This window comes from Micromonospora sp. CCTCC AA 2012012 (assembly GCF_040499845.1).
GTDB lineage: Bacteria > Actinomycetota > Actinomycetes > Mycobacteriales > Micromonosporaceae > Micromonospora > Micromonospora mangrovi.
In genome coordinates this window covers 5658871-5672778 of record NZ_CP159342.1, presented here as the reverse complement: position 1 = coordinate 5672778, position 13908 = coordinate 5658871, and the positions used below count along the sequence as shown (strand labels likewise).

General features: G+C 72.2%; 12 protein-coding genes. 5 read left to right on the top strand and 7 right to left on the bottom strand.

Annotation, left to right across the window (positions count from 1 at the left end):
* Nucleotides 1–4: 4 nt before the first annotated feature.
* The 4 genes from ABUL08_RS25485 (at nt 5) to disA (ending at nt 4651) form a co-directional block, all read left to right on the top strand.
* Nucleotides 5–844, top strand: coding sequence for a UbiA family prenyltransferase (locus ABUL08_RS25485; RefSeq protein ID WP_350932517.1), 840 nt, complete (start codon nt 5–7; stop codon nt 842–844).
* Nucleotides 845–980: 136 nt separating this feature from the next.
* Nucleotides 981–1760: a copper chaperone PCu(A)C gene (locus tag ABUL08_RS25480; RefSeq protein WP_350932516.1), complete on the top strand. Its 780-nt coding sequence runs from the start codon at nt 981–983 to the stop codon at nt 1758–1760.
* Between the two features lie 109 nt (nt 1761–1869).
* Entirely contained in the window at nt 1870–3324 is a 1455-nt protein-coding gene (radA, locus tag ABUL08_RS25475; RefSeq protein ID WP_350932515.1) for a DNA repair protein RadA, read from the top strand.
* 142 nt (nt 3325–3466) lie between these two features.
* Nucleotides 3467–4651 carry a DNA integrity scanning diadenylate cyclase DisA gene (gene disA / locus ABUL08_RS25470; RefSeq protein WP_350932514.1) on the top strand — a complete coding sequence of 395 codons (1185 nt, stop codon included), beginning with the start codon at nt 3467–3469 and terminating at the stop codon, nt 4649–4651.
* A 38-nt stretch (nt 4652–4689) separates the two neighbouring features.
* Here disA and ABUL08_RS25465 read toward each other — a convergent pair whose 3' ends face one another.
* From ABUL08_RS25465 to ABUL08_RS25455, 3 genes are all read right to left on the bottom strand, one after another.
* Nucleotides 4690–5454 (bottom strand): hypothetical protein, encoded by a 765-nt coding sequence (locus ABUL08_RS25465; protein WP_350932512.1) that lies wholly within the window; start codon nt 5452–5454, stop codon nt 4690–4692.
* Nucleotides 5455–5559: 105 nt separating this feature from the next.
* Nucleotides 5560–6123: a peptide deformylase gene (locus tag ABUL08_RS25460; RefSeq protein WP_350932511.1), complete on the bottom strand. Its 564-nt coding sequence runs from the start codon at nt 6121–6123 to the stop codon at nt 5560–5562.
* Nucleotides 6120–6632 (bottom strand): glycine cleavage system transcriptional repressor, encoded by a 513-nt coding sequence (locus ABUL08_RS25455; RefSeq protein WP_350932510.1) that lies wholly within the window; start codon nt 6630–6632, stop codon nt 6120–6122. The genes ABUL08_RS25460 and ABUL08_RS25455 overlap by 4 nt, the downstream gene beginning before the upstream one ends.
* 96 nt (nt 6633–6728) lie before the next feature.
* Here ABUL08_RS25455 and ABUL08_RS25450 point away from each other — a divergent pair, with 96 nt between their 5' ends.
* Nucleotides 6729–7634 (top strand): HhH-GPD family protein, encoded by a 906-nt coding sequence (locus tag ABUL08_RS25450; protein ID WP_350932509.1) that lies wholly within the window; start codon nt 6729–6731, stop codon nt 7632–7634.
* Between the two features lie 375 nt (nt 7635–8009).
* Here the strand turns inward: ABUL08_RS25450 and ABUL08_RS25445 are convergent, their stop codons facing one another.
* From ABUL08_RS25445 to ABUL08_RS25430, 4 genes are all read right to left on the bottom strand, one after another.
* On the bottom strand, nt 8010–10541 hold the full coding sequence (locus ABUL08_RS25445) for an ATP-dependent Clp protease ATP-binding subunit (protein WP_350932507.1): 2532 nt from the start codon (nt 10539–10541) through the stop codon (nt 8010–8012).
* A 525-nt stretch (nt 10542–11066) separates the two neighbouring features.
* The gene (locus ABUL08_RS25440) at nt 11067–11417 is read right to left on the bottom strand and encodes a histone-like nucleoid-structuring protein Lsr2 (protein WP_350932506.1); all 351 of its coding nucleotides are present in this window, start codon (nt 11415–11417) and stop codon (nt 11067–11069) included.
* Between the two features lie 117 nt (nt 11418–11534).
* Nucleotides 11535–13043 carry a lysine--tRNA ligase gene (lysS, locus tag ABUL08_RS25435; protein WP_350932505.1) on the bottom strand — a complete coding sequence of 503 codons (1509 nt, stop codon included), beginning with the start codon at nt 13041–13043 and terminating at the stop codon, nt 11535–11537.
* A gap of 104 nt (nt 13044–13147) precedes the next feature.
* The gene (locus tag ABUL08_RS25430; protein WP_350932504.1) at nt 13148–13906 is read right to left on the bottom strand and encodes a type III pantothenate kinase; all 759 of its coding nucleotides are present in this window, start codon (nt 13904–13906) and stop codon (nt 13148–13150) included.
* Nucleotides 13907–13908: the final 2 nt, after the last annotated feature.

Genomic DNA, 13908 nt, shown 5'->3' with positions numbered 1-13908 from the left:
CCTTATGTCGTCGACGGTGTTAGGGCTGGTCAGGGCGAGCCATCCGGAGCCCGCCGCCGCGGTCACCACAGTGGCCGGGCTGCTGGCGTGGGGAGTGGGCCACCGCCCCGGGGGCGTCGCCGCCGTGGCACTGACCGTGCTGGCCAGCCAGCTCGCCGTCGGGTGGAGCAACGACCTGATCGACGCGGACCGGGACGTCGCGGTGGGGCGTACCGACAAGCCGGTGGCGACCGGCGCGCTCCGGCGGCGGACGCTCGGGGTGGCCGCCGTCGCGGCGGCGCTGGTCACTCCGCTGGTGGGGCTGACCCTGGGCGTCGCGGCGGCGCTCTGCGTCACCGTGGGGCTGGTCTCCGCGCTGCTCTACAACCGGCCGCTGAAGTCGACCCCGGTCTCCGTGCTGCCGTACGCGATCTCCTTCGGGTCGTTGCCGGCCTTCGTGGTGCTGGCGCTGCCCGGCGCGCCGGTCCCACCGGTCTGGCTGGTGGTCGCGGCGGCCTGCCTCGGCGCGGGCGCGCACTTCGCGAACGTCCTGCCCGACCTGGCCGACGACGCCCGGACCGGGGTCCGGGGGCTGCCGCACCGGCTCGGGCCGGCCGGCAGCCGGGTGGCCGCCGCCGCGCTGCTGCTCGCGGCGACCGTCACCCTGGTCGTCGGGCCGCCCGGGCCGCCGTCGTGGGCCGGGCTGTCGGCGGTCGCCGCGGCCGTGCTGGTCCCGCTCCTCGGCTGGTACGCGGGCCGCGCGGCGGCCCGCACCGGCGGGCGCCCGGTGGCCGCCTTCCGGTCGGTGCTGGTGGTGGCCCTCATCGACGTGGTGCTGCTGGTGGCGAGCGGTCGGGTGGTCTGAGCACCCCCGGGGAGGTGGCATTGCCGGGTCGGCGTGCGGCCCTCGATCAGCCCCAACTACCCTGGAGCGCGGTCTGCGCGGGTATGGCCACCGTGCCCGGCGTACGGCCGGGTGGAACGTGACGAGGAGGACCGACGTGACGCGCTCGATCAGGGGTTCCGGACGGGCGGCCCTGCTGCTGGCCGGTACGGCCACGGCGGCGAGCCTGCTGCTGTCCGGGTGCGGTGCCGGCCAGGTGGCCGAGACCGCCAACAAGATCCCGTCGGTCCAGGGCGTCAACGTCCAGACTCCGGACAACAACTTCAAGGTGCGTGGCCTCTACGTCCAGTACCCGGGCGCCGAGGGCTACCAGGCCGGCGGCAACGCCGGGCTGAACGTCGTGATCTACAACGACAGCCGGGAACCGGTCACCGTGACGGTCACCACCGACAGCGCGCAGCAGATCGTCCTCGCCGGCTCGCCGGCCGCCGGCTCGCAGCCGAGCGCCAGCGGCTCGCCGACCGAGCCCGCCTCCGCGTCGCCGACCGCGACCGACCCCAGCGCCTCGCCGAGCCAGTCGCTCGGCGCCAGCGAGTCCGCCTCGGCCAGCCCCTCCGCCGGTGGGTCGGCCTCGGCCAGCCCGTCCGCGTCGCCGAGCGAGTCGGCCCCGGCCGGGCAGCCGGCCCGGCTGGAGATCCCGGCCCTCGGCTACGTGCAGCTCCTCGCCACCGGCGGCGGGCAGTACCTCCAGCTCGTAGGCCTGAAGGAGAAGCTGCTCTCCGGGCAGCGGGTCGACCTGACCTTCGACTTCGGCAACGGCCGGACCATCCGCACCGGCGCCCCGGTCGGCGTCCCGCTGACGCCGGGCGCGCCCGCCTCGCCGATCGTCACCCGGGAGGGTGGCGCGGGCGAGGGCGAGGGCGGCCACGGCGGCTGACCCCGCGGACGTACGAGAGTCGACGACACCGTCGGCGTGGTGACCGCCACGCCGACGGTGTTCTCGTTTCCGCTGGGTTTTGGTCGTACCGGGCGGTTAGCGTCCTGGGGTGACCACCTCCCGATCGACCCCCGCCCGCGCCGGTACGGGCACCGGCCGCGGCCGGGCCGCCGCCCGCGAGCCACGCCCGGCCTACGAGTGCGACGCCTGCGGCCACCAGCCGCCCAAGTGGGTGGGGCGGTGCCCGGAGTGCGGCGAGTGGGGCTCGGTGGTCGAGTGCACGGTGACAGGGCCGCTGGTCTCCGGTCGGGTGGTCAGTTCGCGGATGCCCGCCGAGCCGGCCCGGCCGATCGCGACCATCAGCGCCGCCCCGGCCCGGGCCCGGCCGACCGGGGTCAGCGAGCTCGACCGGGTGCTCGGCGGCGGGCTGGTGCCGGGCGCGGTGGTGCTGCTCGCCGGTGAGCCCGGGGTGGGCAAGTCCACCCTGCTGCTCGACGTGGCCCAGCAGTGGGCGGTCGGTGCGGGCAGCCCCTCCCTGGTGGTCAGCGGCGAGGAGTCGGTCAGTCAGGTGCGGCTGCGCGCCGAGCGGATGGGCACCCTGCACGACCAGCTCTACCTGGCCGCCGAGAGCGACCTGTCGGCGGTCCTCGGGCACCTCGACGCGGTCAAGCCGGGCCTGCTGGTGCTCGACTCGGTGCAGACCATCTCCACCACCGGCACCGAGGGGGTGCCGGGCGGGGTGACCCAGGTCCGGGCGGTCACCGCGGCGCTGGTCGCGGTCGCCAAGGAGCGCGGCATCGCCACCGTGCTGGTCGGCCACGTCACCAAGGACGGTCAGGTGGCCGGCCCCCGGGTGCTGGAGCACCTGGTCGACGTGGTGCTGCACTTCGAGGGCGACAAGCACTCGTCGCTGCGGATGGTCCGGGGCGTGAAGAACCGGTTCGGCGCGGCCGACGAGGTCGGCTGCTTCGAGATGCACGAGGGTGGCATCAGCAGCCTGGCCGACCCGTCGGGCCTCTTCCTCACCCGCTACTCCGAGCCGGTGCCCGGCACCTGCGTCACGGTGGCGATGGAGGGGCGGCGCGCCCTGGTCACCGAGGTGCAGGCGCTGATCGGCGCGACCGTGGCCGGCTCTCCCCGGCGGACGGTCTCCGGCCTCGACGGCGCCCGGTTGGCGATGGTGCTGGCGGTGCTCCAGCGGCGCACCGAGAAGCTCACCCTGCACGACCGGGAGGTCTTCGCGGCCACGGTGGGCGGGATCCGGGTGGTGGAGCCCGCGGCCGACCTCGCGGTCGCGCTCGCGGTGGCCTCCGGCGGCCTCAACCTGGCGATCGCCCCGCACCTGGTGGCGATCGGCGAGGTCGGTCTCACCGGCGAGGTGCGTCGGGTCGGCGCGGTCCCGCGCCGGCTGGCCGAGGCGGCCCGGCTCGGCTTCCGGCTGGCCCTGGTGCCGCCCGGGTGCGGCCCCGAGAGCAGCGGCGCGGGCCCCGGGAACATGCGGGTGATCGAGGTCACCGACGTCCGTGCGGCCCTCCAGGCTGCCGCCCGCGCGTCGGCGGAGTGACCGTCGGTGAGCGCGGGGAGGGATCGGCTGGGCGATATCGGACAGCCGGCGTGCCGGGTGGCCGACGGAGGGAGCCGGGCATCGTGACACATCACAGTAACCACGAGAGCACCCACCGCAGGGCAGTCCGTAGACTGTGCGCGTGCCGATCGACCGCGATGCCACCAAGCCCGCCGCGACGACGCCGCACGCCCGCACCGGCGCCGTGGGCTCCCCCGCCCGTCCGATCAGCGTCAGCGTGACCGGGAGCGTCGGCGGGGCCAGCGGTGACCCGCTGCGGGCCAATCTCGCCCTCATGGCGCCGGGCACGGCGCTCCGCGACGGGCTGGAGCGGATTCTGCGCGGCCGCACCGGCGCGCTGATCGTCCTCGGCTACGACAAGGTCGTCGACCAGATCTGCACCGGCGGTTTCCCGATGGACGTGGAGTTCTCCGCCACCCGGGTCCGCGAGCTGTGCAAGATGGATGGCGCGGTGGTCCTCTCCAGCGACGGCACCCGGATCGTCCAGGCCGGCGTGCACCTGATGCCGGACCCGTCGATCCCGACGGAGGAGTCGGGCACCCGGCACCGCACCGCGGAGCGGGTGGCCCGGCAGACCGGCTACCCGGTCATCTCGGTCAGCCAGTCGATGCGGATCATCAGCCTCTACGTCAACGGGCAGCGCCACGTCCTGGACGACTCGGCGGCGATCCTGTCCCGGGCCAACCAGGCGCTGGCCACCCTGGAGCGCTACAAGCTCCGGCTGGACGAGGTCTCCGGCACCCTCTCCGCGCTGGAGATCGAGGATCTGGTCACCGTCCGGGACGCGGTCGCGGTGGTGCAGCGGCTGGAGATGGTCCGCCGGATCGCCGACGAGATCGCCGGTTACGTGGTCGAGCTGGGCACCGACGGCCGGCTGCTGGCCCTTCAGCTCGACGAGCTGATGGCCGGTGTGGACGCCGACCGCACCCTGGTCATCCGGGACTACCTCCCGGCCGGCCGCAAGCCGCGCACCCTCGACGAGGCGCTGGTCGAGCTGGACCTGCTCGGCGCCACCGAGCTGATCGACCTGGTCGCGGTGGCGAAGGCCATCGGCTACCCGTCCGCCTCGGACGCGCTCGACGCGGCGGTCAGCCCGCGTGGCTTCCGGCTGCTGGCCAAGGTGCCCCGGCTGCCGGTCGCGGTGGTCGACCGGCTGGTGGTGCACTTCGGCAGCCTCCAGCGGCTGCTCGGCGCCACCGTCGAGGACCTGCAGGCCGTGGAGGGCGTGGGCGACGCCCGGGCCCGGGGCGTCCGGGAGGGGCTCTCCCGGCTCGCCGAGGCGTCCATCCTCGAACGTTACGTCTGAGCCGCCCGCGGCGGCCGGCCCGGTCGCCGGTCAGCCGGTCAGCCGGTGACGGTCAGCTTCACCGGCTCGCCGAGCTTGGTGCCCACCCGGGCGAAGACCTGGTACGTCCCGATCTGCGCGAACTCACCGGCGGCCACCCCGTTGCCGCACCGGCTGGCGTCCCGGCCGTTCCAGGCCAGCTCGTAGAGGCGCTCGAAGCCGGGCGTGAAGGACTGCACGTCGGAGCCCTTGCCGGTGCCGCAGGTGTCGGAGGACCAGATCTTCTCCGCACCGGCCTTGATGAACAGCTCCTGCACGTCCGCCCCGACGTCCCGGCTGCACGTACGCTGGGACTTGTTCTTGATCTTGAGCTGGAGGGTGACCACCGTGCCCCGCTGGGCGGTCGCCGGCAGCGCCACCGGAGTCACCAGAATCTCGGCGTCCGTGCAGGTGCCGTCGTCGACCACCGGCGCGACCGGACCGCCCGGGTCGGACGTCGCCGTGCCACCGCCGGCCGGGGCACCCGGACCGCTGTCGCCGACACCCGGGCCGCCGCCCGAGTCGCCGCCACCCGGTCCGCCACCGGAGTCACCCGGGGTGGCGGACGCGCCGCCCGCCTGCGGGCTCAGCGCCGACCCGGAAGGCTCCGGAGCCGCCGCCGACGCGGACGGAGTACGGGACGAACCCGGCGTGGCGCCGGTGTTGCGCTCCGTGCCGTTGCAGGAATAGAGCAGGACAATCAGGAGAAGAAGCCCCGCACCGAGTACGACGGCGCGACGCCGCCAGTACACGGTGGATGGCAGGGGGCCGACCGTCAGACGCATGATGCCCTCACCGTAGCCCCGTGGTGCACGGGGTGCCGGCGCGACGCGCCGGAGTCGACGGAACCGACCACCCCTCGACGTCCACAGTCGACTGTCCGGGAGCCGTCAGAGATAGACCTTGCGCTGGTAGATGGCGTGTGCGCTGGCGACCCGGTCGAGGAAGAGCAGGCCGGCGCAGTGATCGATCTCGTGCTGCAACGCCCGCGCCTCGAAGCCGTCGGTGACCAGCCGGACCGGTCGGCCCGTACCGGGGAGTGCGCCCTCGACCACCAGCCGGCTGGCCCGCTTCACGTCACCGGTCAGGTCGGGCACCGACATGCAGCCCTCCCGCCCGGCCTTCCACCGGCTGGCCTCCACCACCCGCGCGTTGCAGAGCACGAAGACGCCGTGCACGGTGACCGCCTTGGGATGCCCCGTCACGTCGACCGCGAAGACCTGGGCGGCCACCCCCACCTGCGGCGCGGCGAGACCCACACAGCCCGGCGAAACCCGCATCGTGGCGACCAGGTCGGCTGCCAACTGGATCACCTCGTCCGAGGTCGGGTCCACCTCCGGCCCGGGACGGCTCAGCACCGCCTCGGGGGCGCAGACCACCGGACGGACCACCCCCGGCGCGGCGAGCGCGTCGGGGGTCCAGCCGCCGAGGCCGACGTACTCCTCCGCCGTCACAGCAGGTCCGTGTCCGCCGGGCGCAGGCTGACGCCGACCCCCAGGTCGGCAGCCGTACGCGCCAACCGGCCGGCCACCTCGTCGGAGCTGCCCGGCGGCAACTCCACCTCGGCCACCACCACGTAGAGCGAGCCGGTCAGCCGGGTGCTCAGGTCCGTCACGTTGCCGCCCGCGTCGGCCAGCACCCGGGTCATCGCCGCGACGATGCCCATCCGGTCCGCGCCGTGGACCGCCAGCACGTACGGCTCACCGGCCGGCGCCGTCTCACCGTCGGGGGTGACCGCGCGTACGGTGGCCAGCAGTTGGCCGTCGGCGGCGAGCGGGGCCAGCGCGGCCTCGACGTCGGCGGCGGCCGGGCCCACGCAGATCAGCGTCATCGCGAAGTGTCCGCGCAGGCGGGTCATCGTGGAGTCGGTGAGGTTCGCGCCGAGCCGGGCGAGCGCCTCGGCCACGTCGGCCACGATGCCGGGCCGGTCCCGGCCGATGACGGTGATCGCGAGCTCGTTCATCCGGACATTCTGCCCCGCCGGCAGCGACCGCCTCCGTCGGCCCGCCCGGCCCGCCCACCCAGCGGGAATCCGGACCGTGACATCATCGGCAGCGCGATGTCTGAACCCACTTTCGCCACCCTGGTCAGCCGGTGGTACGAGGAGAACGCCCGCGACCTGCCGTGGCGCAAGCCCGACACCACCGCGTGGGCGATCCTGGTCAGCGAGGTCATGCTCCAGCAGACCCCGGTCGTCCGGGTGCTGCCCGCCTGGGAGGCGTGGCTGGCCCGCTGGCCGGTGCCGGCCGCGCTCGCCGCGGACACCCCGGCCGAGGCGATCCGGATGTGGGGACGACTCGGCTACCCCCGCCGGGCGGTACGCCTGCGCGACTGCGCGGTGGCGATCGTGGAGCGGCACGGCGGCGAGGTGCCGGAGAAGCTGGACCAGCTGCTGGCGCTGCCCGGGGTCGGCACGTACACGGCCCGGGCGGTGGCGGCGTTCGCGTTCGGGCAGCGGCACCCGGTGGTCGACACGAACGTGCGTCGGGTGGTCTGCCGGGCGATCGCGGGCGAGCCGGACGCCGGACCGGCCACTCGACCCGCCGACCTGGTCGCCACCGAGGAACTACTCCCGGCCGAGCCGGCCGCGGCGGCGCTGGCCAGCGCGGCGTTCATGGAACTCGGGGCGGTGGTCTGCACCGCCCGGTCACCCCGCTGCCCGGCCTGCCCGGTCGAGCGGGTGTGCGCGTGGCGAGCCTCCGGTCAGGTCGCCCCGGCCGGCCCGACCCGACGCCCCCAGCGGTACGCGGGCACCGACCGGCAGGTACGCGGCCTCCTCCTGGCCGTCCTGCGTGAGGCCACCGGCCCGGTGCCGCACCAGCGCCTCGACCAGGTCTGGACCGACGACGTGCAACGGGCGCGGGCCCTGGCCGGGCTGGTCACCGACGGCCTGGTCGAACCGGTCGGCGAGGAGTCCTTCCGCCTCACCGGCGACGGCCCCGCCGTCCCGCTCCCCCACCCATAACCATTCACCCCGCACCCTCCCGAACCGACCCGCGACGCACTTTCCCGCCGCGACGCACTCTCCTACGCGACGCACCCTCCTGCCGCGACGCACCCTCCTGCCGCGACGCACCTTCCTGCGCGACGCACGTTCCTGCGCGGCGCACGTTCCTGCGCGGCGCACGTTCCTGCGCGGCGCACGTTCCTGCGCGGCGCGCTTTCCCGGAAAGAGTGGCCTCCCGGCGCGGAATGGCCACTCTTTCCCGGAAACAGTGGCCATCCGCCGCGGCGAGCCAGGCGGGGCCGGCGGGACGGGCGGGAGCGTGGACGGGTGTGGAAAGGCGACGGCCCCGGTGGCTTTCGCCTACCGGGGCCGTCGCCCTGGATCAGGTGTCGACTACTCGTCCGCGCCCGCAGTGGCGGCGCCGCCGAGGTCGGCCGGAACGGCGTCCGGGACCTCGACCGGCTTCTCCGCACCGCGGAAGACCAGCTTCGACTTGTCGATGTTGCTCGGGTCGCCCTCGCAGTCCACCACCACGATCTGACCCGGGGTCAGCTCGTTGAAGAGGATCCGCTCGGAGAGGTTGTCCTCGATGTCGCGCTGGATCGTGCGACGCAGCGGCCGCGCGCCCAGCACCGGGTCGAAGCCCTTGGTCGCCAGGTACTTCTTGGCGTTGTCGGTGAGCTCGAGGCCCATGTCCTTGTTCCGCAGCTGGGTCTCGATGCGGGCGATCATGATGTCGACGATCGACAGGATCTCCTGCTGACGCAGCTGGTGGAAGACGATGGTGTCGTCGATCCGGTTCAGGAACTCGGGCCGGAAGTGCTGCTTGAGCTCGTCGTTGACCTTCTGCTTCATCCGGTCGTAGTTGGACTCGGAGTCCTCCGACGCCTGGAAGCCCAGGGAGACGGCCTTGGCCACGTCCCGGGTGCCCAGGTTGGTGGTCAGGATGATGACCGTGTTCTTGAAGTCCACGATCCGGCCCTGACCGTCGGTGAGCCGCCCGTCCTCCAGGATCTGGAGCAGCGTGTTGAACACGTCCGGGTGGGCCTTCTCGATCTCGTCGAAGAGGACCACCGAGAACGGCCGACGCCGCACCTTCTCGGTCAGCTGCCCGCCCTCGTCGTAGCCGACGTAGCCGGGAGGGGCACCGACGAGCCGGGAGACCGTGTAGCGGTCGTGGAACTCGGACATGTCCAGCTGGATGAGGGCGTCCTCGCTGCCGAAGAGGAACTCGGCGAGCGCCTTGGAGAGCTCGGTCTTACCGACACCGGACGGGCCGGCGAAGATGAACGAGCCGGACGGGCGCTTCGGGTCCTTCAGGCCGGCCCGGGTCCGCCGGATCGCCTTCGAGACCGCCTTGACCGCGTCCTCCTGGCCGATGACGCGCTTGTGCAGCTCGTCCTCCATGCGCAGCAGGCGCGAGGTCTCCTCCTCGGTCAGCTTGTAGACCGGGATGCCGGTCCAGTTGCCGAGCACCTCGGCGATCTGCTCGTCGTCGACCTCGCTGACGACGTCCAGGTCACCGGCCTTCCACTCCTTCTCCCGCTGAGCCTTCTGGCCGAGCAGCTGCTTCTCCTTGTCGCGGAGCTGAGCGGCCCGCTCGAAGTCCTGCGCGTCGATCGCGGACTCCTTGTCGCGGCGCACCTGGGCGATGCGCTCGTCGAAGTCACGCAGGTCTGGCGGCGCGGTCATCCGACGGATGCGCATCCGGGCACCGGCCTCGTCGATCAGGTCGATCGCCTTGTCCGGCAGGAAGCGGTCGGAGATGTAGCGGTCGGCCAGCGTCGCGGCCGCCACGAGAGCAGCGTCCGTGATCGAGACCCGGTGGTGCGCCTCGTAGCGGTCGCGCAGGCCCTTGAGGATCTCGATGGTGTGCGCCAGCGAGGGCTCACCCACCTGGATCGGCTGGAAGCGGCGCTCGAGGGCGGCGTCCTTCTCCAGGTGCTTGCGGTATTCGTCGAGGGTGGTGGCGCCGATGGTCTGCAGCTCACCACGGGCCAGCATCGGCTTGAGGATGCTCGCCGCGTCGATCGCGCCCTCGGCGGCACCCGCACCCACCAGGGTGTGGATCTCGTCGATGAACAGGATGATGTCGCCCCGCGTGCGGATCTCCTTGAGCACCTTCTTCAGGCGCTCCTCGAAGTCACCGCGGTAGCGGGAGCCGGCGACCAGCGCACCGAGGTCGAGGGTGTAGAGCTGCTTGTCCTTGAGCGTCTCGGGCACCTCGCCCTTGATGATCTTCTGGGACAGCCCCTCGACGACGGCGGTCTTGCCGACACCGGGCTCACCGATCAGGACCGGGTTGTTCTTGGTACGGCGGGAGAGCACCTGCATGACCCGCTCGATTTCCTTCTCGCGCCCGATCACCGGGTCGAGCTTGCCCTCGCGGGCGGCCTGGGTCAGGTTACGGCCGAACTGGTCCAGCACCAGGCTGGTCGACGGCGCGGCCTCGCCCGGCGTGGCGCCCGCCGCGGCCGGCTCCTTGCCCTGGTAGCCGGAGAGCAGCTGGATCACCTGCTGGCGGACCCGGTTGAGGTCGGCGCCGAGCTTGACCAGCACCTGGGCGGCGACGCCCTCGCCCTCACGGATCAGCCCGAGCAGGATGTGCTCCGTGCCGATGTAGTTGTGGCCGAGCTGCAGCGCCTCGCGCAGGGACAGCTCCAGCACCTTCTTGGCCCGCGGCGTGAACGGGATGTGCCCGCTCGGCGCCTGCTGGCCCTGGCCGATGATCTCCTCGACCTGCTGGCGGACGCCCTCGAGGGAGATGCCGAGGCTCTCCAGGGCCTTTGCCGCGACGCCTTCACCCTCGTGGATGAGGCCCAGCAGGATGTGCTCCGTACCGATGTAGTTGTGGTTGAGCATCCGGGCCTCTTCTTGGGCCAGGACGACAACCCGTCGCGCTCGGTCGGTGAACCGCTCGAACATGCCCTCGTGCTCCTCACGTGCCGTGCGCCTTGATGGTCAAGATCTTGGCGGGGCCGGTGCGCGGACGTCCGGGACGGGCGTCCGTGCCTCCTTACTCTATCGCCGCGGACCGACTCCGCTGAGGTCGTGTCTCCCCGCGAAAGCCCGTGTACGCGTCGTTTCTGACAACCGTCCGCGCTCAGGAGGTGTTCCGGTACCCCTGCCTGTACGCGCAGAGCGAAATTCGACCGTCGGCGGAAAAGCCCGGTCGTGGCTCCCGGGACCGGTTCCCGGGGCTCCGGGCGGCCGGCAACGGTGCCGTCCGTCGGTTGTCCACAGCCTGTGGACACACTCTCCACCGCCTGTGGACAACGTCGGTCCGGACCCGGTTCTTCCCACCCGGACCCCCGCGTTCGCACCGCCCGCCGACGGCCCCGCCCGGGTCGACCCCGGACCGGACAGACGGCGCAACGCGGCGGATACGGCGACGCCGGCCCGGAAGGTGTCCTCCGGTCCGGCGTCGGTGTCGCCCGTACGCGTGTCGCGTCAGTGACCCGCCTTCGAGTGGTACTCGTCCACGATCTCCTGCGGGATGCGACCCCGGTCGGAGATGTCCTTGCCGGCCTTCTTGGCCCAGTCCCGGATCGCCCGGTTCTGCTCCCGGTCGGCGGTCGCGCCGCCCCGACCGCGCGCCGCCCGGCCGCCCACGACCACGCCGCCGCGGCCGACCTTGGTGCCGGCCGCCACGTACTGCGCGAATACGTCACGCAATTTTGCAGCGTTGGAAGCGGAGAGGTCGATCTCGTACTGCACTCCGTCGAGCGCGAACTTGACGGTCTCGTCAGCGTCCCCGCCGTCCAGGTCATCGACCAGCTTGTGAATGATCTGCTTGGCCACGTCCCACATTCCTTTCGAGCAGGGTGTGCTCCTGCAACAATCCAGGAGCACAATAACCCGCGCGATGCTTGCCGCGTCAATAGGATGCGGTAACGACCCGGAGAAGGTTGTTGCCGGCTACTCCGGCCGGACCAACGGGAACAGGATGGTTTCCCGAATTCCCAGGCCGGTCAGCGCCATCAAGAGCCGGTCGATTCCCATTCCCATACCACCGGCAGGCGGCATTCCGTACTCCATGGCCCGGAGAAAGTCCTCGTCCAGCCGCATCGCCTCGTCGTCGCCGCGGGCGGCGAGCTGCGCCTGGGCCACCAGCCGCTCCCGCTGCACCACCGGGTCCACCAGCTCGGAGTACGCGGTGCCCAGCTCGAAGCCGAGGACGTAGAGGTCCCACTTCTCGGCCAGCCCCGGCTCGGTCCGGTGCGACCGGGTGAGCGGGCTGGTCTCCTCCGGGTAGTCGCGCACGAAGGTGGGCGCCTGGAGCCCCGGCACGACCAGCTCCTCGAAGAGTTCCTCGGCCAGCTTGCCGGGCCCCCACTTCGGGTCGACGGAAACACCGACCTTGTCCGCGTACTCGACGAGGCGGGACCGTTCGGTGCGGACCGTCACCTCCTCACCGAGCGCCTCGGAAAGGACGCCGAAGAGGCTCACCGAGCGCCACTCGCCACCCAGATCGAACTCGCGGCCGTCCGCGTGGGTCACCACCGTCGAGCCGCTGACCGCGATCGCCGCCTGCTGCACCAGATTGCGGGTCAACTCCGCCATCGTGTTGTAGTCGCCGTAGGCCTGGTAGGTCTCGAGCATCGCGAACTCCGGCGAGTGCGACGAGTCGATGCCCTCATTACGGAAGTTGCGGTTGATCTCGAAGACCCGGTCGACACCGCCGACCACGGCCCGCTTGAGAAACAGTTCCGGCGCGATTCGCAGATACAGATCGGTGCTCAACGCATTGCTGTGGGTCACGAATGGGCGGGCGGCGGCACCACCGTGCAGCAACTGGAGCATCGGGGTTTCCACCTCGATGAAGTCCTGCCCGTGCAGGGTGTCCCGGAGGCTGCGGACCGCCGCCGCCCGGGTCCGCACCATCTGCCGGGCCTGCGGGCGGACGATCAGGTCCACGTACCGCTGGCGGACCCGGGCCTCCTCGCTCAGCGGCTTGTGCGCCACCGGCAGCGGGCGCAGCGCCTTGGCGGTGACCGCCCACTCGTCGGCCAGCACGGACAGCTCACCCCGCCGGCTGGTGATCACCTCACCGGTGACGCCGACGTGGTCGCCGAGGTCGACCAGGCGCTTCCAGTCGTCCAGCCGCTCCGCGCCGACCCGGTCCAGGGAGAGCATCGCCTGCAGTTCGGTCCCATCGCCGTCACGCAGCGTGGCGAAGCAGAGCTTGCCGGTGTTGCGTACGAAGATCACCCGGCCGGTGACCGAGACCCGGTCGCCGGTGGCGGTGTCGGTCGGCAGTTCGGCGTACGTCGCGCGGATCTCCGCGAGGGTGCTGGTCCGGGGGAAGCCGACCGGGTACGGCTCGACGCCCTCGGCGAGCATCCGGTCCCGCTTCTCCCGGCGGACCTTCAGCTGCTCGGGAAGGTCGTCGGCGGGGTCGACTGGCACGGCGTTCTGCTCGGTCACGGCACGCTTCCTCAGGAGGGAGTTGTCGGGCGGGGTCAGGCCCGAGCGTACTCAAGCCCCTGAGCGACCGTTACGGGATAACCACCGCGCCCATCAGGCGGTCCTCAGGTGTTGCGTTCGTAGACCATCCGCAGCCCGATCAGGGTGATCATCGGCTCGTGGTGGGTGATGCTGCGGCACTCGCCGATCACCACCGAGGCGAGCCCGCCGGTCGCGATGACGGCCTTCACCTCGCCCAGCTCCTCCGTCATCCGCTCGACGATCCGGTCCACCTGCCCGGCGAAGCCGAAATAGAGCCCGGACTGGAGGCACTCCACGGTGTTCTTGCCGATCACCGAGCGCGGCTTCGTCGCCTCCACCTTGCGCAGCTGGGCGGCGCGGGCGGCGAGCGCGTCGAAGGAGATCTCGATGCCCGGCGCGAACGCGCCGCCGAGGAACTCGCCCCGCCCGCTGATCACGTCGAAGTTGGTGGTGGTGCCGAAGTCCACCACGATCGACGGCCCGCCGTAGAGGGTGTAGGCCGCCAGGGTGTTCACCACCCGGTCGGAGCCGACCTCCTTCGGGTTGTCGATGGCGAGCTGCACGCCGGTGCGGACCCCGGGCTCCACGATCACGTGGGGCAGGTCGGCGTAGTAGCGGGCCAGCATGGCGCGCAGCGAGCGCAGCGCGGCCGGCACCGTCGAGCAGGCGGCCACCCCGGTGATCTCCACGGCGTCACCGGCCAGCAGCCCCCGGAACATCAGACCCAGCTCGTCCGCCGTCGAGCGGGCGTCGGTCTTGATCCGCCAGGAGTGCACCAGCTTGTCGCCGTCGAAGGTCGCCAGCACGGTGTTGGTGTTTCCGATGTCGATGCAGAGCAGCACAG